18 protein-coding genes are annotated in these 20,980 nt (G+C 73.5%); 16 read left to right on the top strand and 2 right to left on the bottom strand.

Translation table 11 applies throughout. From position 1 onward, the window contains the following. Positions 1 to 48 precede the first annotated feature (48 nt). The 9 genes from DWV08_RS06940 (at position 49) to DWV08_RS06900 (ending at position 10,618) form a co-directional block, all read left to right on the top strand. Positions 49 to 945 (top strand): DUF58 domain-containing protein, encoded by an 897-nt coding sequence (locus tag DWV08_RS06940; protein ID WP_115413130.1) that lies wholly within the window; start codon positions 49 to 51, stop codon positions 943 to 945. Continuing rightward, a complete protein-coding gene (locus tag DWV08_RS06935) occupies positions 932 to 1,453 on the top strand; it encodes a hypothetical protein (protein WP_115413129.1) in 522 nt (173 codons plus the stop codon). The genes DWV08_RS06940 and DWV08_RS06935 overlap by 14 nt, the downstream gene beginning before the upstream one ends. Further along, the gene (locus DWV08_RS06930) at positions 1,444 to 2,466 is read left to right on the top strand and encodes a vWA domain-containing protein (protein ID WP_115413128.1); all 1,023 of its coding nucleotides are present in this window, start codon (positions 1,444 to 1,446) and stop codon (positions 2,464 to 2,466) included. The genes DWV08_RS06935 and DWV08_RS06930 overlap by 10 nt, the downstream gene beginning before the upstream one ends. Next, on the top strand, positions 2,466 to 3,461 hold the full coding sequence (locus DWV08_RS06925) for a vWA domain-containing protein (protein WP_115414938.1): 996 nt from the start codon (positions 2,466 to 2,468) through the stop codon (positions 3,459 to 3,461). The genes DWV08_RS06930 and DWV08_RS06925 overlap by 1 nt, the downstream gene beginning before the upstream one ends. Further along, positions 3,458 to 4,405: a hypothetical protein gene (locus DWV08_RS06920; RefSeq protein WP_115413127.1), complete on the top strand. Its 948-nt coding sequence runs from the start codon at positions 3,458 to 3,460 to the stop codon at positions 4,403 to 4,405. Before DWV08_RS06925 ends, DWV08_RS06920 begins: the two co-directional genes overlap by 4 nt. Before the next feature lie 7 nt (positions 4,406 to 4,412). Then, on the top strand, positions 4,413 to 5,597 hold the full coding sequence (locus DWV08_RS06915; RefSeq protein WP_115413126.1) for a cysteine desulfurase family protein: 1,185 nt from the start codon (positions 4,413 to 4,415) through the stop codon (positions 5,595 to 5,597). Positions 5,598 to 5,718: 121 nt separating this feature from the next. After that, positions 5,719 to 6,882, top strand: a complete 1,164-nt coding sequence (mnmA, locus tag DWV08_RS06910; protein ID WP_115413125.1) for a tRNA 2-thiouridine(34) synthase MnmA — start codon at positions 5,719 to 5,721, stop codon at positions 6,880 to 6,882. Then, positions 6,879 to 8,003 (top strand): hypothetical protein, encoded by a 1,125-nt coding sequence (locus DWV08_RS06905; protein ID WP_115413124.1) that lies wholly within the window; start codon positions 6,879 to 6,881, stop codon positions 8,001 to 8,003. The genes mnmA and DWV08_RS06905 overlap by 4 nt, the downstream gene beginning before the upstream one ends. A gap of 53 nt (positions 8,004 to 8,056) precedes the next feature. Next, positions 8,057 to 10,618 (top strand): NAD-dependent DNA ligase LigA, encoded by a 2,562-nt coding sequence (locus DWV08_RS06900; RefSeq protein ID WP_162801517.1) that lies wholly within the window; start codon positions 8,057 to 8,059, stop codon positions 10,616 to 10,618. Between the two features lie 40 nt (positions 10,619 to 10,658). Here DWV08_RS06900 and DWV08_RS06895 read toward each other — a convergent pair whose 3' ends face one another. Then, positions 10,659 to 12,875 (bottom strand): RecQ family ATP-dependent DNA helicase, encoded by a 2,217-nt coding sequence (locus tag DWV08_RS06895; RefSeq protein WP_115413122.1) that lies wholly within the window; start codon positions 12,873 to 12,875, stop codon positions 10,659 to 10,661. 165 nt (positions 12,876 to 13,040) lie between these two features. Here DWV08_RS06895 and DWV08_RS06890 point away from each other — a divergent pair, with 165 nt between their 5' ends. Both DWV08_RS06890 and DWV08_RS06885 read left to right on the top strand, forming a co-directional pair. After that, positions 13,041 to 13,595: a hypothetical protein gene (locus DWV08_RS06890; protein WP_115413121.1), complete on the top strand. Its 555-nt coding sequence runs from the start codon at positions 13,041 to 13,043 to the stop codon at positions 13,593 to 13,595. Then, positions 13,592 to 14,491 carry a hypothetical protein gene (locus tag DWV08_RS06885; protein WP_115413120.1) on the top strand — a complete coding sequence of 300 codons (900 nt, stop codon included), beginning with the start codon at positions 13,592 to 13,594 and terminating at the stop codon, positions 14,489 to 14,491. The genes DWV08_RS06890 and DWV08_RS06885 overlap by 4 nt, the downstream gene beginning before the upstream one ends. A gap of 6 nt (positions 14,492 to 14,497) precedes the next feature. On the opposite strand, the gene DWV08_RS06880 is transcribed toward DWV08_RS06885, so the two are convergent. Further along, the gene (locus DWV08_RS06880) at positions 14,498 to 14,728 is read right to left on the bottom strand and encodes a hypothetical protein (protein ID WP_115413119.1); all 231 of its coding nucleotides are present in this window, start codon (positions 14,726 to 14,728) and stop codon (positions 14,498 to 14,500) included. Positions 14,729 to 14,821: 93 nt separating this feature from the next. Here DWV08_RS06880 and DWV08_RS06875 point away from each other — a divergent pair, with 93 nt between their 5' ends. From DWV08_RS06875 to ilvD, 5 genes are all read left to right on the top strand, one after another. Beyond that, positions 14,822 to 15,631: a GNAT family N-acetyltransferase gene (locus DWV08_RS06875; RefSeq protein WP_115413118.1), complete on the top strand. Its 810-nt coding sequence runs from the start codon at positions 14,822 to 14,824 to the stop codon at positions 15,629 to 15,631. 70 nt (positions 15,632 to 15,701) lie between these two features. Then, on the top strand, positions 15,702 to 15,998 hold the full coding sequence (gatC, locus tag DWV08_RS06870; protein WP_115413117.1) for an Asp-tRNA(Asn)/Glu-tRNA(Gln) amidotransferase subunit GatC: 297 nt from the start codon (positions 15,702 to 15,704) through the stop codon (positions 15,996 to 15,998). Positions 15,999 to 16,006: 8 nt separating this feature from the next. Beyond that, positions 16,007 to 17,533, top strand: coding sequence for an Asp-tRNA(Asn)/Glu-tRNA(Gln) amidotransferase subunit GatA (gene gatA / locus DWV08_RS06865; protein ID WP_162801516.1), 1,527 nt, complete (start codon positions 16,007 to 16,009; stop codon positions 17,531 to 17,533). Then, positions 17,530 to 19,041 (top strand): Asp-tRNA(Asn)/Glu-tRNA(Gln) amidotransferase subunit GatB, encoded by a 1,512-nt coding sequence (gene gatB / locus DWV08_RS06860; protein ID WP_115413116.1) that lies wholly within the window; start codon positions 17,530 to 17,532, stop codon positions 19,039 to 19,041. The genes gatA and gatB overlap by 4 nt, the downstream gene beginning before the upstream one ends. A gap of 102 nt (positions 19,042 to 19,143) precedes the next feature. Next, positions 19,144 to 20,976 carry a dihydroxy-acid dehydratase gene (ilvD, locus tag DWV08_RS06855; RefSeq protein ID WP_115413115.1) on the top strand — a complete coding sequence of 611 codons (1,833 nt, stop codon included), beginning with the start codon at positions 19,144 to 19,146 and terminating at the stop codon, positions 20,974 to 20,976. Positions 20,977 to 20,980 lie beyond the last annotated feature (4 nt).

The raw sequence follows: 20,980 nt of genomic DNA, 5'->3' as shown, positions 1-20,980 counted from the left end.
GGCCCCACCGCCACCACCTCGCAGACGGACGGAGCGCGACACCCTCTCATGGCCACCTCGCTGCTGACACGGGTCAAGGCCCGGGTCGACCTGCACACCTCGAACCGGGCACGGGGGCTCATCCAGGGCCGCGGCCGCTCCCTGTTCAAGGGCAGCGGCGAGGACTTCGACGACCTGAAGTACTACCAGCCCGGGGACAAGATCTCCGACATCGACTGGAAGGCCACCGCCCGTTCCGGGGAGCCGCTGATCCGGCAGTTCAACGAGGAGCGGGTGCGGCACCTCTCGATCGTCGCCGACACCTCCTCGGCGATGGCCGCGACCGCCGCCGACGGCTCCTCGAAGCGGGACGCGATGATCCTCGCCGCGGGCATGATCTGCTTCCTGGCGCAGAAGAACGGCGACCTGGTGAGCCTGGTCGCCGGTGCGGAGCCCAGGCCGATCCAGCTGCCCTCCCGCTCCAGCGACGGGCACCTGGAGCTGCTGCTGCGCACCGTCCAGCAGGGCACCACCACGGCCTCCGCCCCGGCGGACAGCGCGTGGCTGCTGGAGCGGGCGTTCCGCGTCACCACCCGGCCCACGCTGATGACGATCATCACCGACGAGGCCCACCCCGCCGTGGAGGACTTCACGCTGCTGCGCCGGCTCACCACCCGTCACGACCTGCTGGTGATCCGGATCGCGGATGCGGATCCGCTGCAGGGCGCCGCGCTCGACCACGACGTGGTGGACGTGGAGTCCCCGCAGGAGGTGCCTTCCCTGGCGCGCACCTCGAAGCGGGTCTCCCAGGACGTGGCCGCCTACCGCAGGGCCCGCACCGAGGGCATCGGGGAGATGCTGGACCGGCTGCACGTCAGCCATCTGCTCACCCAGGGGGAGACCACCGTCGTCGAGGACTTGATCGCGCTGCTCAAGGCGAGGGAGTACCGCCATGCCCGTGCCTGAGCCCCGAGCCGCCGTGCGGGAGGTCGGCCGGCTGCTGAGCGAGCCCGCCCCGCCGGAGATCATCGACCCGCCGCAGTACTCCATCGCGTGGGTGATCCTCGCCGTGCTGTGCCTGCTGGTGATCGCCGCGCTGATCCTGGGCACCCTGCGGATCACCCGCGCGATCGAGAAGCGGATCGCCTACCGGAACCGGCCCGGCGAGGGGGAGGCGCTGAAGGCGGAGTTCCTGCGCGCCGTCAACGACATCGCTGACCGCCACGAGGCCGGGACGCTGGGCGCCCGGGAGGGGCACCACGAGCTCACCGGCGTGATGCGCCGCTTCGTGCGTCGCACCACCGGGCACGACGTCACCAGCCAGGATCTCGCGACGCTGCTGGCGGAGGAGCGCACCCGGCCCGTCGGCGCCCTCATCTCCCGGCTGTACGAGCCGGACTTCGCCAAGGCCTCGCAGCAGGACCTGCGGGACTCCGTGCGCGAGGCGAGGGAGGTGATCCGCGCATGGTCATGATCTTCTGGTGGGTCACCGCACTGCTCCTGGTGGCCGCTCTGACGGTGTGGGGGATCACCTTCTGGCACCGCCGGGCGATGCGCCGCTCCCCGGTGCTGGTGGCGAACTCCCGCTACCTGGAGAGGATCCCCAGCTACGTGCGCGCCCGCCGCACCGCGCGCGTGCTGCGCGCCGCGCAGGTGGGCGTGGCGGTGCTGGCGGTGCTCTCCGCCTCGGTGCTCTCGGGCCGCATCGCCACCGAGCGGCTGGCCACCCCCGAGTTCTCCTCCCGTGACATCGTGCTGTGCCTGGACGTGTCCGGGTCGATGTACGAGTACGACACCGAGATCCTCGCCACTTTCGCCGCGCTGGTGGACGACTTCGAGGGGGAGCGGGTGGCGCTGTCGATCTTCAACTCCACCAGCCGCACCGTGTTCCCGCTGACCAACGACTACGACCTGATCCAGCGGGAGCTCGAGAACGGCGCCGAGGCGATCGACTTCGACGAGTTCGGGTACCGGCTGGGCAATCGGGAGTACTCCGAGGACAAGGTGCGCCAGTACGTCGAGTTCGTGGAGGGCACCCGCGGCATCGCCGACGAGGCCTCGATCGTGCCGGACGGCCTCGCCTCCTGCGCGCAGCTGTTCGACCAGGCGGAGGAGGACCGCTCCCGCTCGATCATCTTCGCGACCGACAACGAGGTCAACGGCGAACCGATCTTCTCCCTCGAGGAGGCCACCGAACGGGTCTCCTCCCGGGACATCGACCTGTACACGTTCTACCCCGGCGCGTACGAGTGCGGTCCGCAGTGCTTCGAGGAGCTCCAGACCGCCACCGAGGACCAGGACGGCGAGCTCTACGAGTCCTCGGACCCGGAGGCGATCCCCTCCATCATCGGCCAGATCCAGAAGACCCAGGCCGAGGTGCTGGGCGCGACGCCCACCGTGCTGCGCACGGACCATCCGGCGTTCGGCTTCGTGCTCACCTTCCTCTCCCTGGTGGGGATCCTGGTGCTGGGATGGAGGTCCCGCTGATGCGACTGGAGCCCCTGATGCCGCTGTGGGCGAGCCTGCCCCTGTTCGCCCTGATGGCGCTGCTGTGCACGGTGCTGCTGGTGCGGCGTCCCCGGCAGCGCCTGGCCTGGGCGCGGCGGCTGCTGATGGTGGTGCTGCTGCTGGCGGTGGCGCTGCGCCCGGTCACCCCGATCGCCGGGGAGCAGACCGAGCGGATGAACGCGAACGTGTTCTTCGTGGTGGATCGCACCGGGTCGATGAACGCCGAGGACTACGCCGGCGACCAGCCCCGCCTCGACGGGGTGCGGGCGGACATGGACCGCATCATGGGCATGACCGAGGGCGCCCGCTACTCGATCATCGCCTTCGACTCCACCGCCACCCAGCAGCTCCCGCTCACCACCGACGCCGGCGCCGCCCGGGCCTGGATCGACACCCTCACCACCGAGCCCACCGCCTACTCCACCGGCTCGAACGTGGACCGCCCCCTCACCTCGCTGATGATCGAGATCACCGAGACCCAGCGGGAGGACCCGGACTCCAGCATCCTGGTGTATTTCCTCTCCGACGGGGAGAACACCGACGACCGGGACTCGGAGTCCTTCGCGCAGGCCGCCGGGTTCATCGACGGCGGCGCCGTGCTGGGCTACGGCACCGCCGAAGGCGGGCCGATGAAGGTGCAGGGCGGCGAGGACCACGGCGAGTACATCACCGGGCCGGACGGCCAGCAGGGCATCTCGAGCATCGACGAGGAGCAGCTGCGCACCATCGCCGAGCAGATGGAGGTGCCCTACCTGCACCGCGACGATCCCGAGGCTCCGATCGAGGGCACCATGGAGGGGATCACCCTGCGGCCGATCCCCTCCGAGTCCCGCCGCGAGGCGGCCAGCGTCGAGGACTGGTACTGGGTGGCCTCCATCCCGCTCGCGGCCCTGCTGATCTGGGAGCTGGGGGAGATGACCTACCGCCTGCCCCGCAGGCTGGACCGCTACGACATTTCAGGAGCCTCGCGATGAGCGCACCGACGGTGCAGGATCCGCGCCCGGACCCGGCGGGCGCCCCGCCCCCGACCGAGGGCGCGCTCGCGCAGAGCACCGCGGGGCGCCCCGGCGACTTCGGGCTGGACGTGCGGCGGCTGCGGCGGGTGCGGTGGATCGTGTTCGCCCTGCTCTCGCCGGTGATCCTGGTGCTGGCGATGCTCGCGGTGCGCTTCGTGTCCATGCCGATCACCCAGGCGATGCACCTGGGCGCCTACGGCGACGGCGACTACCCCACGGCGATCGAGCGCCTCGCGCCTGTGGAGCGCGTGAACTGGTTCGAGCCCTACCTGCCGCACCTCTCCCGAGGCACCTCCCTGCTGCAGCAGGGCGAGGACGCCGCCGCCGAGGAGGAGCTGCGCCTGGCGCTTCAGGAGTGGACCGCGCACAGCGACCTGAACTCCCCGCTGCACGCCCAGTGCAAGATCCTCAACAACCTCGCGCTGTCCATCGAGCGCCAGGCCGATCTGCTCGAGGACCCCCAGCAGCGCGCGGACCGTCTGTACGAGGCGGAGGAGCTGCTGGCGCCCTGCCTCGGCGGAGGCGGCGGCGAGGGCGACGGCGAGGGCCAGGGCGGCGGAGGCTCCGGCAACGAGGACTCCGAGAGCACCGAGGACAACGGCGAGCGGGTGGAGGAGAAGCGGCGCGAGGCCGACGAGGAGGCCGGCAACGACCCCGACGCCCGCGGCGAGGAGGACGGCGGCGAGGGCGAGGAGGAGGGCGGGACCCCCGAGGCGCAAGATCCCGGGGACCCCACCCGTGACGATCCCGAGGGCGACGGCCCCGAGGAGGAGGCGCCCACCAGCGGCAGCTCCGAGGACCAGAAAGACGACGAGCTCGAGCAGCGCAACCGCGACGCCCAGGGCGGCGACGGCGAGGACGGCAGCGACGGCTCCGACGACGACCCCGTGAAGCCGTGGTGAGGACGTGATGACCTCGCAGGACACTCCGCGCGCGTATCTCGACCACGCCGCCACCACCGTGATGCGGCCCGCGGCCCGCGAGGCCTTCCTCGAGGCCTCGCAGGTGGTGGGCAACCCGTCCGCTGTCCACACCTCCGGGCGCCGCGCCCGCGCCGTGCTCGACGAGGCGATCGGCACCATCGCCGCCCGCCTCGACGTGCCGCGCAGCTGGGTGCTGATGACCTCCGGCGGCACCGAGGCGGACAACCTCGCCCTGCGCGGGGCGACCCTGGGCAGGCTCCGCCAGGACCCGTCCCGCACCGCGGTGGCCGTCGCCGCGACCGACCATCCCGCGGTGCTCGCCACGGCCCGCTCGCTCGCCGGGGCCGAGGCTGCCCTGCAGGTGCGGGAGCTGGGCGTGGACGCCGCCGGGGCGCTGCGCCCCGAGGAGGTCGACGGCGCGCTGGCCGACGGCGCGGTGGGCGTGCTCAGCGCGGCACTGGTGAACAACGAGACCGGCGCCGTGCAGGACATCGCCGCGCTCGCCGAGAGCGCCCGCGCCCACGGCACCCTGGTGCACACCGATGCCGTGCAGGCGGTGGGGCACGTGCCGCTGCCGCGCCGGGAGCACGTGGACCTGATGTCCCTGTCCGGCCACAAGATCGGCGCCCCCGTGGGGGTTGGGGTGCTGGTGGCGCGGCCCGAGGTGCGCTTCGCGGAGCTCTCCACCGGCGGCGGGCAGCAGCGCGGGGTGCGGTCGGGCACGCTCGACGCCGCCCAGGCCGCGGCCTTCGCCGCCGCCCTCGGCGAGGCGCTCGACGCGCAGGAGGCGAGCTCCCGCCGCCTCGCCGCCCTTGCCGAGCGGCTGCGGGCCGGGGTCGCGGCGCTGGATCCGTCGGCCCGCCCCACCCTGCCCACCGCCGCGCACTCCCCGCACATCGTGCACCTGCTGTTCCCCGGCGCGGACGCGGACTCCCTGCTGTTCCTGCTGGACGCCGCCGGGGTGGACTGCTCGGCGGGCTCCGCCTGCGCGGCGGGCGTCACGCAGGCCAGCCCCGCGCTGGCCGCGATGGGCGTGCCGGAGCGGGAGGCCCGCGGTGCGCTGCGGCTCTCGCTGGGATGGACCAGCACGGAGGCGGAGGTCGATCACCTGCTCGCCGTGCTGCCCGGTGCGCTCGAGCGCGCCCGCGCCGTCGGCGCCCTGCACCGCTGATCCCGGCGCGGCCCACCATCCCGCGGGGCGCATCTCACGTTCACGGACGCTGACCGCATGCACCCTCCTCCGTACACTCGATGGGCAGGAGCTGTGAGGATCCGGAGGAGGGCGACGGCGCATGAAGGTGCTGGCGGCGATGAGCGGCGGGGTCGACTCCGCCGTCGCGGCGGCGCGCGCCGCCGAGGCCGGCCACGAGGTGGTGGGCGTGCACATGGCGCTGTCCAAGAGCCGTGACCAGACCCGCACCGGCTCCCGCGGGTGCTGCACCGTGGAGGACGCCTCCGACGCCCGCCGGGCCGCCGAGCGCATCGGGATCCCGTACTACGTGTGGGATCTCTCCGACGACTTCCACGACCTGGTGGTGGAGGACTTCCTCGCCGAGTACGCCGCCGGACGCACCCCGAACCCGTGCGTGCGCTGCAACGAGCGGATCAAGTTCGCCTCCCTGCTGGAGCGCGCCACGCTGCTGGGCTTCGACGCGGTGTGCACCGGGCACTACGCCTCGATCCGCGCCGACGGCCCGGGCGGCGCCCCGTCGCTGCACCGTTCGCGGAACATGGAGAAGGACCAGTCCTACGTGCTGGCCGTGATGGGGCCGGAGGCGGTGCGCCGCTCCCTGTTCCCGCTCGGGGAGTACGCCACCAAGGCCGAGGTGCGGGCCGAGGCCCGGGCCCGCGGTCTGGGCGTCTCCACCAAGCCGGACAGCTACGACATCTGCTTCGTGGCCGACGGCGACACCCGCGGCTTCCTCGAGCGGAACCTCGGCGAGGCGCCCGGCGAGGTGGTCGACGCGGACGGCACGGTGCTGGGCACCCATCGCGGCACCCACGGGTTCACGATCGGGCAGCGCCGCGGCCTGGGCGTCGAGCGACCGGCGCCCGACGGCGCCCCCCGCTACGTGGTCGACATCGACCCCGCCTCCCGCCAGGTGGTGATCGGCGCGGCCGAGCTGCTCTCCACTTACGAGCTGGTGGCCGGGGACGTGATCTCCTTCGAGCCGCTCACCGCGGGCCGGCGGGTGAGCGCCCAGATCCGCGCCCACGGCGAGGCGATCCCCGCCACGCTCGTGGGGGTCCCCTCCACCAGCGCCGCGGTGCCGCCCGCGGAGGGCGGCCCGGCCCCGGCTCGCGCCGACGGCGCCACCCCTGCCGTGGAGCCCGCCGGCACCGCCCTGCGGATCCGCCTCGACACCCCACTTCGCGGCGTCGCGCCCGGTCAGACCCTCGTGCTCTACGACGAGGACCGGGTGCTCGCCGCCGCCACCCTGGAGCGACGCGCATGAGATCACTGGTCACCCTCACCGGCGACGGCACCTTCCGCGCCCCCACGGCGCAGGAGACGCAGCGCCTCGGCCTGCCCGAGGATCCGCACCTCGCGGCGTTGATGCGGGTGCGGGCGCTGCTCGGCGACGACCCCGAGGAGCAGATCGCCACCCGCCTCTACCTGCCCTCCGCGCTGGGCCTGGACGAGACCGACCACCTGCTGCCCGCCACCCTCGCCCTGCTCGCCGAGACCACCGGGGACCTGGTGAGCTACGGCTGGCGGCTGGGCACCGGCACCGGGCTCGCCTGGCAACACGCCCGCGAGATGCGCGAGCGGATGCTGGACGCGGCCCGGATCGCGCTTCTGGGGTACCGCGGCCCGCTGATGACCACCGCCCTGGGCCCGGCCACGCTCGCCGGTGCCACCTTCCTGCAGTCCGGGGAGCGCACCCTCGGGGACCCGGGCGCGGTGCGAGACCTCCCGATGCTGCTGGCCGAGGGCCTGGTGGAGCACCTGGGCCTGGTGGCCGACAGGGTCCCCGGCGCCCAGCAGCACGTGCTGCTGCGCGAGGACGCCGTGGCCGCGATCCACGCGGGCCGCATCCCCACCCCGTCCGGCCGCCGCCGCTACCCGGCGGTGCCCGCCCCCGAGATCGGGATGCTGTGGCGGATCCTCATGGTCGCCCTGGAGGAGTTCGGCCTGGGCCCGGACGCCGTCACCGTGGGCGTGGGGGCGGATCTGGAGCTGCTGCGCGCCGCCCGGGACGCCGGCATCCGCCGGCTCGCGATCGCGCCGCGCCGCCTGCCGTCGCTGTCCACCGACGCGGGCCGCGCCCTGTGGGAGGGCATCGCCGAGGCCTGCGACGACGGCGCCGTGCTGGAGCTCGTGGTGGACCCCCGCCCCGGCGGGAACCTCGGCCCCGAGCTGGAGACGATGCTGGAGACCTGGCGCCGGCTGGGCCACTCCGATGCGGACGCCGCCGGGGTGGCGGTGATCGCCCACACCGGCGCCTCCCACGAGGTGCATGCCGGCCGGGCGGATCCCTCCGCGCAGCCCGACGCCTCGACCCTGCTGGACGAGGCGGCGCTCGAGGCGCTGCTGCGGATCGCGCCGTCCTGGGCGGAGCGCCTGGCCTCCTGAGCGGTCCGGCGGGCTGCGGCGCCCGCGTCGCCCCGGTGCGTCACAATGTTCCGGTGACCACGAACCAGCAGGGAACCGAGACCGCGGCCCGTGCGCAGCAGCGCGTCGCCGAGCTCACCGCGCAGATCGAGCAGGCGCGCGCGGACTACTACGAGCACGATGCGCCCACGATGGCCGACGGCGAGTACGACGCGCTGGAGAAGGAGCTGCGGGAGCTCGAGGCGGAGAACCCGCAGCTGGCCTCCGAGGACTCGCCCACCCGCACCGTGGGCGGTACCGCGGCCACCGGCCTGCCCACGCTCGAGCACGCTGAGCGGATGCAGTCGCTGGACAACGTGTTCTCGCTCGAGGAGCTGCGGGAGTGGTGCGCCCACGTGGCCGCGGAGCTCGGCGGGACGGTGCGCTACCTCACCGAGCTGAAGATCGACGGTCTCGCGATCAACCTCCGGTACGAGCACGGCGAGCTCGTCACCGCCGCGACCCGCGGCGACGGCCGCACCGGCGAGGACGTTACCGTCAACGCCCTGCGCATCGAGGGCATCCCGCAGCGCCTGGAGGGCGAGGGGCATCCGCCGCTGGTGGAGGTGCGCGGCGAGGTGTTCATGCCCACCGAGGACTTCACCCGCCTCAACGACCTTCAGGTGGAGCTGCGTGAGCGGGCCGTGGCCGAGGCCCGCACCCGCTGGGAGGCGCGGGCGGCGGAGGGGCGTCGACCCTTCGACGAGCAGCGCGAGCAGCTCGCCGCCACCCGCCGCTTCCCCTCCTTCGCGAACCCCCGCAACACCGCCGCGGGCGGCCTGCGCCAGCAGCTGGACAAGAAGGACGGGCTGGAGCGGGAGGCGGGCGAGGCGCGCTTGGCCGCGCTGCGCCTCACCGTGCACGGCCTCGGCGCCTGGCCGGACCCGCCGGCGGGCTCCCAGAGCGAGATGTACGAGCTGCTGAAGTCCTGGGGCCTGCCCACCTCCGCCCATCTGGGCGTGGTGAGCACCGTCGACGAGGTCGCCGCCTACGTCGAGCACCACGGCGAGCACCGCCATGACCTCGAGCACGAGATCGACGGGATCGTGGTGAAGGTGGACTCCTTCGCGCAGCAGCGCGCGCTCGGCTCCACCTCCCGCGCCCCGCGCTGGGCCACCGCCGTGAAGTTCCCCCCGGAGGAGGTCACGACCAAGCTGCTGGACATCCAGGTGCAGGTGGGCCGCACCGGGCGCGTCACCCCCTTCGGGATCATGGAGCCGGTGCTGGTGGCCGGCTCCACGGTGGAGAAGGCCACGCTGCACAACCAGTTCGACGTGGAGCGCAAGGGGGTGCTGATCGGGGACACGATCGTGCTGCGCAAGGCGGGGGACGTGATACCGGAGATCCTGGGCCCGGTGGAGTCGCTGCGCGACGGCACCGAGCGCCCCTTCGTGATGCCGACGGAGTGCCCCGCCTGCGGCACCGAGATCCGGCCCGAGAAGGAGGGGGACAAGGACTGGCGCTGCCCGAACCGCCGTGACTGCCCCGCCCAGGTGACCGGGCGCGTGGAGCACGCCGGCTCCCGCGGCGCCTTCGACATCGAGTCGCTCGGCGAGGAGAGCGCGATCGCGCTCACCGATCCGGACAAGCGCCGCCCCGAGGCGCTCGCCGCGCTCACCGAGGACCACGCGATCTATCTCCCGATCCGGGACGTGGCGGACACCGAGCTGGACGCCTTCGTGGTCGTCAAGAACGGGGAGGTCGTCCAGGGGACCGACGGGGTCCCGCTGCTGCGCCTCACCTCCGCCGAGGACCCGCTGCTGCCCGCGATCCAGCAGCCCGTCATCGACACCGGCGCGGACCTCTTCGACCTCACCGCGGACGCGCTCGCCGACGTGGTGGTGTGGCAGCCCGAGCGGCGCGACGGCGAGCCGACGGGGGACTGGCGCATCCAGCCCGCCTTCTGGACCCGCCCCCAGTTCCGCCACTACAAGCGCGAGAACGTCTGGAAGCAGGTCAAGGAGCCCGCGGCGCTGAAGACCACCGGCGAGCTGATCGCCGAGCTCGAGAAGGCGAAGGACCAGCCGCTGTGGCGGGTGCTGGTGGCGCTGTCGATCCGGCACGTGGGCCCTGCCGCCGCGCGCTCGCTCGCCACCGCCTACGGCTCGATGGACGCGATCCGCGAGGCGAGCGTCGAACAGCTCGCGGAGACCGACGGGGTCGGGCAGATCATCGCCGAGGCCGTGGTGGAGTGGTTCGAGGTCGACTGGCACCGCGAGATCGTGGACGGCTGGGCCGCCTCCGGCGTGCGCATGGCGGACGAGGTGGAGGAGGGCTTCGTGAAGACCCTCGAGGGCCTCACCGTGGTGGTCACCGGCGGGCTGGACGGCTTCAGCCGCGACGGCGCGAAGGAGGCGATCATCACCCGCGGCGGGAAGGCCTCCGGCTCCGTCTCGAAGAAGACGGACTTCGTGGTGGTCGGCGAGAACGCCGGCTCGAAGGAGACCAAGGCCCGCGACCTCGGCCTGCGCATCCTCGACGAGGCCGACTTCGTGGCCCTGCTCGAGGGCGGGCCGGACGCGGTCGCCCTGCCGGAGGCGAACGAGGAGGACGGCGCCGGCGCGGACGAGGCCGAGGCGGAGGCGGGGACCGACTGATCCCCGCGCGGGGCGGTCCTCGCCGGGGCGCGGCCGGTGCTCAGGCCTGTTGCGCGAGCGCCAGCGGGAGCACCGGTCCGGAGCCCGCCCTGCGCAGCAGCCGCGCCGCGACCGCCATCGTCCAGCGGGTGTCGATCACGTCGTCGACCAGCAGGATCGGTGCGCCGTCGAGCTGCTCGAGGCGCGAACGCAGCTGCTCGCCCACGCTGAAGCGCTCCCACAGGTCCGCCACGCGGAAGGCGCTGTTGCCGCCGCCGCGCAGCGGGGCGGCGCCCGGGGCGAGGTCGAGGGCGCCGAGGTCCTCGAGGCGTCCGACGGAGGCGATGCCGGCGGCGAGCGAGCTCACCAGCTGCGGCCGGGTGGCCGAGGGGACCGCGACCACCGCGGCGGGGCGCTGCTCCCAGTCCCAGTCCTTCAGCACCTCCACGATCCGGGAGCCGATCCGCTCGGGCACGACCGCATCGACGGGGCGGCCGTCCTCGTCGCTGCGCAGCAGCTCCCGCAGCGGCACAGCCCAGCCGAGGTCCGACATGCGGGCGATGACGCGGCCTTCCACGGCGCGCTCGCCCTCGGGGATCCGCCCCTTCGGCGCGTCCGCGCCGAGCAGCCGGTCCAGGCCCGAGGGCCAGCTCGCCCGCGGCTCCACCGGGACGCCCACCCGCTCCAGCAGCGCGGCGACGCGCTCGTCGGCGCCTTCCTCGCCGGGGCGGTCACCTGCGGCGGCGGGTGCGTCCGGCGCCGGGTACCAGGGCCCCGCGCACACGTCGCAGTGCCCGCACGGCACGGCGGTCTCATCGTCGAGCTGCCGGGCGAGGAACACCATCCGGCACTGCTCCGGCCCGCCGGAGAGCGCCTCGTAGGCGAGCATCGCCTGCTGCTCCTCGCGGCGGGCGCGGGCGACGGTCTCGTAGCGCGCGGCGTCGTAGTGCCAGGGCGCGCCGGTGGCGATCCAGCCGCCCTTCACGTTCTGGACGGCGCCGTCGACGGCGAGCACCTTCAGCAGCAGCTCCAGGGCGCTGCGGCGCACGTCCACCCGGGTCTCCAGCGCCGGGGTGCTCAGCGGCGCGCCGGCCTCCGCGAGGGCGGTGAGCACCTGCGAGGCGCTCTCCTGCGAGGGCATCGAGGAGGTCGCGAAGTACTCCCAGACCGCCCGGTCCTCCCTCCCCGGCAGCAGCAGCACGTCCGCCCGGTCGGTGGCGCGGCCCGCGCGGCCCACCTGCTGGTAGTACGCGACGGGGGAGGAGGGCGCCCCCAGATGGATCACGAAGCCGAGATCCGGCTTGTCGAAGCCCATCCCCAGCGCGCTCGTCGCGGCCAGCGCCTTGACCTGGTTGTCCTTCAGGGCCTGCTCGAGCTCGGCCCGCTCCTCGGGATCGGTGCGCCCGGTGTAGGCGCGCACCCTCCGCCCGGGCCGGTCCAGGAGGGAGGCGAGATCCTCGGCGGCGGAGACGGTCAGGGCGTAGATGATCCCCGAGCCCTCGAAGGAGTCGAGGTGCCGCACCAGGTAGTCCAGGCGCTGCCGGTCATCGGCCAGGCTCAGCGACCCCAGTCGCAGCGACTCGCGGGTGAGGGAGCCGCGCAGGGTGAGCACCTCGCCGTCGGCCCCGCCGGTGCCGAGCTGCTCGGCGACGTCCGCGACCACGCGCGAGTTCGCGGTGGCGGTGGTGGCGAGCACTGGCACCTCGGTGCCCAGCTGCGCCACCAGGTCCCGCAGTCGGCGGTAGTCGGGACGGAAGTCGTGCCCCCAGTCGGAGATGCAGTGGGCCTCGTCGATCACCAGCAGCCCGCAGCGGTCCACGAGCCGCGGCAGCTGCTCCTCGCGGAAGCGCGGGTTGACCAGGCGCTCGGGGGAGACCAGCAGCACGTCGATCGCGTCGGCGGCCAGCCCCTCCTCGATGTCGCGCCACTCAGTGGGGTTCGCGGAGCTGATCGCCTCGGCCCGCACCCCGGCGCGGCGCGCGGCCGCGACCTGGTCGCGCATCAGCGCGATCAGCGGGGAGATGATCAGCGCGGGCCCGGCCCCGCGCCGCCTCTGCAGCAGCGCGGCCAGGAAGTACACCGCGGACTTCCCCCATCCGGTGCGCTGCACCACCAGCACGCGGCGCCGCTCGGCCACCAGCGCCTGGATCGCCTCGAACTGCCCGGGATGGAAGCGCGCCTCCTCCCGGCCGGTCAGCGCACCGAGGGCCTGCAGGGCCTCCTCGTGCAGCGCGGCGCCGTCCGTCGGGGCGGCGGGGGAATGCGGGCTCGAGCTCATGCCCCCAGTGTCGCAAGCCCGGCCGACGCCCGGGGGAGCGGCCACGGCGCGGTGGACGGCCGCGCGATGGGGAGGAACGCTCGTCCAGGCGTCTCTGAGACACCTCTCATGCACCTCTCATCCCTGGCCGCCTCCGTCTCATCCCACCTGCCTAGCCTTCCGGCCATGACCACGCCTGCGCCGCACCGCCGCCCCGCGGGAGCCTCCCTCCCCGACACCCCCACCACCCGACTCCTCGCCGGGCTCCTCGCCGGCGCCCTCCTCACCGCGATCGCCCTCCCGGCCCGTCACCTGGGTGCCGAACGCGAGGTGCGCGACTCGTTCCCCTTCAGCCACTACCCGATGTTCTCCGCCCGCCGCTCCGCCCACTACCGGGTCGCGCATCTGCTGGGCGTGGACGCGGCGGGCACCTCCCGCCCGCTCCACTACAGCTACCTCGGCACCGGCGGGCTGAACGCGGTGCGCCGCCAGGTCCGCCGCCGGGTGCGGGCCGGCGACGGCCAGATCCTCGCCACCCAGGCCGCAGAGCGGCTGGCCGCCCGGAACCGTGCCGAGGACCGCGCCATCACCGAGGTGCGCGTGGTCCGCGGCCGGTACCGCCTGGAGGCGTACCTGCGCGGCGCGGACCGCGAGCAGATCACCGCACGGATCGAGCTGTGCGGTGCCGCACCCGTCCCGGGCCGTCGCCCCTCGCCGATCGCGGCGGGGGCAGGACGATGAGCCCCCTGCTGCGCCGGGCCGCGGACGTCGCACGCCGCCGCCTCGCCCCCACTGCGTCCCCCACGGCTCCTGCTCTGCTGCGCCTCGCCGTGGGCGGCTACCACCTGTGGCACGTGGGTCGCCGCCGCGCCCTGTACCGCGGCGTGCACCGCACCGCGAGCGAGAGCTTCGATCCCGTGGGGGTGGCCCGGGTGCTGCGCAGACCGCTGCCGCCGAGGATCGCCGATGCACTGCTGGACGCCTCCCTGGTCACGGGCGCGCTGTTCACCGCCGGGGTGGCGCACCGGGTCACCGGGCCCCTGCACTCCGCCCTGCAGACGTGGAACTTCAGCTACCGCAACTCGTGGTCGATGGTCTACCACCACGAGAACGCGCTGGTGCTGCACACCATGGTGCTCGGCGCCGCCCCGGCCGCGGATGCGCTCAGCGTGGACGCCCTCGTGCGCGACCGCACGGTGCTGCCCGGGCGCCGCTCCTGGATGTACGGCGCGACGCCCGCCGTGATGAACGGCGCGGTCGCGCTCACCTACCTGCTCGCGGGGATCGCGAAGCTCGCCGGCACCGACGGGCTGCGGTGGGCGAGCGGCGCCTCGATGCGCAACCAGGTCGCCGTGGACGCCCTGCGCAAGGAGATGCTCGGGGAGCCGGCGAACCCGCTCGTGCGAGTTCTCGGCCCTCACACCGGCCTGTTCACCGTGATGGCGGTGTCCTCCCTGGTGCTCGAGCTCGGGGCCCCGCTCGCGCTCGCCGATCGGCGTGCCGGGTGGCTGTTCGCCGCCGGGGCCTTCGGGATGCACTGGGGGATCCGGGTGATCATGCGGATCACCTTCCCCTATCAGCTCTCCGGCGTGCTCTACCTGCCGCTGCTGCTCATGCCGCCGCCGCAGCGGCCGTGAGGGGGCTCAGGACCCGGTGCCCTCGCCCCCGGCTCCGCCCTCGGCGCGCTCGCGCTCCAGGCGGCGCAGCCGCTCCGAGGTGGTCTCGGAATCCCGCAGGGGATCCTCCTTGGTGGCCAGGGCGCGGCGCATGCGCTCCTCGAGCTCCTGCGCCTCGCGCAGCCGCGCCTCCTCGACGGACTCCTCGTCGCTCCCGGGCGCGGGGGAGGCGGCGTCGCTGTGCGGATCGACGGTCATGGTGGATCCTTTCGTGGCCGGCCGGACGTGCCGAGTCTATCCGGGGCACGACGGGCACGGAACGCGCACCACTAGCCCTCGTAGACTTCCCGCATGGCTTCCCGCACCCGTCGGCCCTCCGTCCCCGCGCTCTCCGGCACGGCGCTGATCGAGACCCTGCTGGGCGGCTGGCGCGCCCTGTCCCGGCTGGACGTGGACGGCTTCGCGGTGCAGCGCTCCCGGGGCGTGACGCGCCGCGCGAACAGCGTGGTCCCGCTCGAGCCGCCCACCGATCCCGCGGCGCTCGAGGCCGCCCTGGCGCGGATCGAGGGACTGCTCGCCGCGGCGGGGGAGCAGCCCGTCTTCCGCCTGTTCACCGGCGAGGGCATCGACCACGAGCCGGTTCGCAGCGCCCTCGCGCAGCGCGGCCATGCACCCCACGCCCCGGTCCACGTGCTGCACCGCGGCCTCGCCGATCACCGCGCGGCCCCCGATCCCCGCGCCGCGATCACCGTCGGCTCCCCGCCCGCGCCCTGGCTCGAGGCGTCCTGGCGCCTGGCCCCGCGCGCCGAGGACGGCGCCCGCACGACCCTGCGCGACCTGATGGCGGGCACCCCCGCGATCTACCTCGCCCTCGACGACCCGGCCGCCGGGTCCCGTGCGCCCCTCGCCGTGGGCCGCGCCGCCCTCGTCCCGCACCGCCGTCGCACCGTCGCCGTGCTCGATCAGCTCGCCGTGGACCCCGAGCACCGCCGGCAGGGCCTGGGACGGGCGTGCGTGGACTCGCTGCTCGCGCTCGCCCGGGTCCAGGGCGCGGATCTCGCCCTGCTCGAGGTGGAGAGCGAGAACACCCCGGCGCGGCGCCTGTACCGCTCCGCCGGCTTCGCCCCGGCCGGGGAGTACCGCTACCTCGCTCCCGCCTGACGGGCGGCGCGCACGGACGGCGCGCGAACGGCCGTACGGCCCGCGGCTCCGCTCGTCCTAGACTGTCGGCATGCCTTCGATCGGACGAGATGACGTCGCACGCCTCGCCGACCTCGCACGGATCCAGCTCACCGAGGAGGAGATCGCCCGCTTCGCCGGCGAGTTCGACTCCATCATGGACGCTGTCGCCTCCGTCTCCGAGGTCGCCTCCGAGGACGTCCCCGCGACCAGCCACCCCATTGCCATGACGAACGTCTTCCGCGAGGACGTCGTCACCGAGACCCTCACCCAGGACGAGGCGCTGGCCGGCGCCCCCGAGGCCGAGGACGGCCGCTTCGCCGTCCCGCAGATCCTGGGCGAGGAGTGAGAGAGAGCATGACCGACTCCATGACCGCACCCGCCATGATCCGCCGCAGCGCCGCCGCCCAGGCGGAGGCCCTGCGCGCGGGGGAGATCTCCGCCGAGGAGCTCACCCGCGCCCACCTCGACCGCATCGCCGCCGTGGACGGCGATCTGAACGCCTTCCTCCACACCAGCGAGGAGGAGGCGCTCGCCACCGCGCGCGACGTCGACGCGCGCCGCGCCGCCGGCGAGGAGCTCCACCCCCTCGCGGGCGTGCCCGTCGCCGTCAAGGACGTCGTGGTCACCAAGGGCCAGCCCACCACGGCCGGCTCGAAGATCCTCGAGGGCTGGGTCCCGCCCTACGACGCGACCCTGGTCGAGAAGCTGCGCGCCGCGGGCCTGCCGATCCTGGGCAAGACCAACATGGACGAGTTCGCGATGGGCTCCTCCACCGAGACCAGCGCCTACGGCCCCACCCGCAACCCCTGGGACCGCGAGCGGATCCCGGGCGGCTCCGGCGGCGGCTCCGCCGCGGCCGTCGGCGCCTACGAGGCCCCGCTCGCGATCGGCACCGACACCGGCGGCTCGATCCGCCAGCCGGGCGCCGTCACCGGCACCGTGGGCGTCAAGCCCACCTACGGCTCCGTCTCCCGCTACGGCCTCATCGCCATGGCCAGCTCCCTGGACCAGGCCGGCCCCGTCACCCGCACCGTCGAGGACTCGGCGCTGCTGCACGAGCTGATCGCCGGGCACGACCTGCTCGACTCCACCTCGCTGCCCGATCCTGTGGGCTCCTTCGCCGAGGCGGCGCGCCGCCGCGACGTGAAGGGCCTGCGCATCGGCGTGATCGAGGAGCTCGAGGGCGAGGGCTTCGCCCCCGAGGTCCGCGCCCGCTTCACCGAGTCCCTCGACCAGCTCGAGCGGGCCGGCGCCGAGATCGTGCGGCTCTCCTGCCCGCACTTCGAGTACGCGCTGGGCGCCTACTACCTGATCATGCCCTCGGAGGCGTCCTCGAACCTCGCCAAGTTCGACGGCATGCGCTTCGGCCTGCGCGTGGTGCCCGAGGACAGCCCCACCGCCGAGTCCGTCATGAAGGCCACCCGCGGCGCCGGCTTCGGCGACGAGGTCAAGCGCCGCATCCTGCTGGGCACCTACGCGCTCTCGGCCGGCTACTACGACGCCTACTACGGCAGCGCCCAGAAGGTGCGCACCCTGGTGCAGCGGGACTTCGCCGCCGCCTTCGAGCAGGTGGACGTGCTGGCCTCGCCCACCTCTCCCACCGTCGCCTTCCGCCTCGGCGAGAAGATCGACGACCCCACCGCGATGTACATGAACGACATCGCCACCATCCCCGCCAACCTCGCCGGCACCCCGGGCATCTCCCTGCCCAGCGGTCTCGCCGAGGACGGCCTGCCCGCCGGCATCCAGTTCCTCGCCCCGGCCCGCGCCGACGAGCGCCTGTACCAGGTGGGCGGCGCCCTGGAGGCGCTGCTCGAGGACGCCTGGGGCGGTCCGCTGCTGGCCAAGGCCCCCGAGCTCGCAGGAGGCGCAGCCCGATGACCACCACCGCCATCACCCCCGTCGACTTCGACGACGCGATCGCCCGCTTCGACCCGGTGCTCGGCATCGAGGTGCACGTGGAGCTGGGCACCGCCACCAAGATGTTCGACGGCGCGCCGAACATCTTCGCCGCCGAGCCGAACACGGCGATCACCCCCACCTCGCTGGGGCTGCCCGGCTCGCTGCCGGTGGTCAACGCGAAGGCCGTGGAGTACGCGATCCGGATCGGCCTGGCGCTGAACTGCTCGATCGCCGAGACCTGCCGTTTCGCGCGCAAGCAGTACTTCTACCCGGATCTCACCAAGAACTTCCAGACCTCCCAGTACGACGAGCCCATCGCCTTCGACGGCTGGGTGGACGTGGAGCTCGAGGACGGCGAGATCGTGCGCGTGGAGATCGAGCGCGCCCACATGGAGGAGGACGCGGGCAAGAACACCCACGTCGGCGGCGCGACCGGCCGCATCCACGGCGCCACCCACTCGCAGGTGGACTACAACCGCGCCGGCGTGCCGCTGGTGGAGATCGTCACCAAGCCGATCCCGGACACGAAGGGCCGCGCCCCCGAGGTCGCCGCCGCCTACGTGCGCACCCTGCGGGACATCTTCCGGGCGCTGGACGTCTCCGAGGCGCGGATGGAGCGCGGCAACGTGCGCGCCGACGTCAACGTCTCCCTGCGGAAGGACCCGAGCGCCCCGCTCGGCACCCGCACCGAGACGAAGAACGTCAACTCCTTCCGCTCCATCGAGCGGACCGTGCGCTTCGAGATCTCCCGCCAGGCGGGGCTGCTCGACGCCGGCCAGCAGATCGTCCAGGAGACCCGCCACTTCCACGAGGACACCGGCGGCACCTCCTCGGGCCGTCCGAAGTCCGATGCGGAGGACTACCGCTACTTCCCCGAGCCGGACCTGGTGCCGGTCGCGCCCAGCCGCGAGTGGATCGAGGAGCTGCGCGCCGCGCTGCCCGAGCTGCCCGCCGCCCGGCGGCGTCGCCTGAAGGGCGAGTGGGGCTTCTCCGATCTGGAGATGCGCGACGCGGTCAACGCCGACGCCCTTGACCTGATCGAGGCGACCGTCGGCGCCGGCGCGAGCGCCCAGAGCGCCCGCAAGTGGTGGATGGGCGAGCTGGCCCGCATCGCGAAGGACTCCGAGACCGAGCTTCCCGCTCTCGCGATCACCCCGGCGCAGGTCGCCGAGCTGCAGGGCCTGGTAGACGAGAAGAAGATCAACGACAAGATCGCCAAGCAGGTGCTGGTGAAGGTGCTCGACGGCCAGGGCGACCCCGCCGCGATCGTCGACGCCGAGGGCCTGGCCGTCGTCTCCGACGACTCCGTGCTCACCGGTGCGGTGGATCAGGCGATCGCCGACAACCCCGACGTGGTCGCGAAGATCCAGGGCGGGAAGGTCCAGGCGATCGGTGCCCTCATCGGCCCGATCATGAAGGCCACCCGCGGCCAGGCGGACGCCGGCCGCGTGCGCGAGATCATCATGGAGAAGCTCGGCGTCTCCTGAGCGCCCCTGCACTCCGGACGGCCCGGCCCCGCTCTGGGGCCGGGCCGTCCGCCGTCCGGATACTGACACCCGCATCTCGCATGGCGGCGTACGATGACGCGCATGGCTCAGCTCCGCTCCCGCACCTCCACCCACGGCCGCAACATGGCAGGCGCGCGCGCCCTCTGGCGCGCCACCGGCATGAAGAGCGGCGACTTCGGCAAGCCGATCATCGCGATCGCGAACTCGTACACCCAGTTCGTGCCCGGCCACGTGCACCTGAAGAACATGGGCGACCTGGTCGCGAGCGCGATCGAGGAGGCCGGCGGGATCTCCAAGGAGTTCAACACCATCGCGGTGGACGACGGCATCGCGATGGGCCACGGCGGCATGCTCTACTCGCTGCCCAGTCGCGACGTCATCGCCGACTCCATCGAGTACATGGTCAACGCCCACACCGCCGACGCCCTGGTGTGCATCTCCAACTGCGACAAGATCACCCCCGGCCACCTCATGGCCGCGATGCGGCTGAACATCCCCGTGGTGTTCGTCTCCGGCGGGCCCTCCGAATCCGGCAAGCCCGTCGAGGGCGTCACCGAGGGGCGCATCGACCTGGTGGACGCGATGGCGCTGAGCGCCGACGACTCGGTCACCGACGCGCAGCTCGCCGAGGTGGAGGAGAACGCCTGCCCCACCTGCGGCTCCTGCTCGGGCATGTTCACCGCGAACTCCATGAACTGCCTCACCGAGGTGCTCGGGCTGTCCCTGCCCGGCAACGGCACCACCCTGGCCACCCACGCCTTCCGCCGGGAGCTGTTCCTCGAGGCGGGGCGCACCATCGTGGACCTCGCGCGGCGCTACTACGAGGAGGACGACGAGTCCGTGCTGCCGCGCTCGATCGCCACCAAGGCCGCGTTCTCCAACGCCATGGCCATGGACGTGGCGATGGGCGGCTCCACCAACACGATCCTGCACATCCTCGCCGTCGCGATCGAGGGCGGGGTCGACTTCGGGCTCGACGACATCGACCGCATCTCCCGCCTGGTGCCCACCCTGTCGAAGGTGGCACCCAACGGCACCGCGCACGTGGAGGACGTCCACCGCGCCGGCGGCATTCCCGCGATCCTGGGCGAGCTGGACCGGGCCGGGCTGCTGGACCACACCGTCCACACCGTCCACTCCCCGGACCTCACCAGCTGGCTGGCCGAGTGGGACGTGCGCGGCGGGACGGCCTCGAAGAAGGCCGAGGCGCTGTTCCACGCCGCCCCCGGAGGGGTGCGCACCACCCAGGCGTTCTCCACCACGAACACCTGGTATGAGCTCGATCTCGACGGCGAGAGCGGCGTGGTCCGCGCCGTGCCGCACGCCCACACCAAGGACGGCGGCCTCGCCGTGCTCAAGGGCAACCTGGCCCGCGACGGCGCCGTGTTCAAGACCGCCGGCGTCACCGAGGACCTCTTCCACTTCGAGGGCACCGCGGTGGTGTGCGACTCCCAGGAGGAGGCGGTGCAGAAGATCCTGGACAAGACCGTGAAGGCCGGCGACGTGGTGGTGATCCGCTACGAGGGCCCGCAGGGCGGCCCCGGCATGCAGGAGATGCTCTACCCCACCTCCTTCCTCAAGGGGCGGGGCCTGGGCAAGACCTGCGCGCTGATCACCGATGGCCGCTTCTCCGGCGGCACCAGCGGAGTCTCCATCGGCCACATCTCCCCGGAGGCGGCCGAGGGCGGGCTCATCGGCCTCATCGAGGACGGCGACACGATCATCATCGACGTGGACAAGCGCCTGCTCGAGCTGGACGTGCCCGAGGACGAGCTGGCCCGCCGCCGCACCGCGAAGGGCCCGCTGCCGTGGCGGCCCGAGCACCGCGAGCGCCAGGTCTCCCAGGCCCTCAAGGTGTACGCGCACCTGGTGCGCTCGGCGACCTACGGCGCGACCCGTCGGCCGCTGGACTGACACC

It is taken from the genome of Brachybacterium saurashtrense, from assembly GCF_003355475.1.
Lineage (GTDB): Bacteria > Actinomycetota > Actinomycetes > Actinomycetales > Dermabacteraceae > Brachybacterium > Brachybacterium saurashtrense.
Note: the sequence above shows the minus strand (reverse complement) of the source record. Positions and strands in the feature narration are given on the sequence as shown.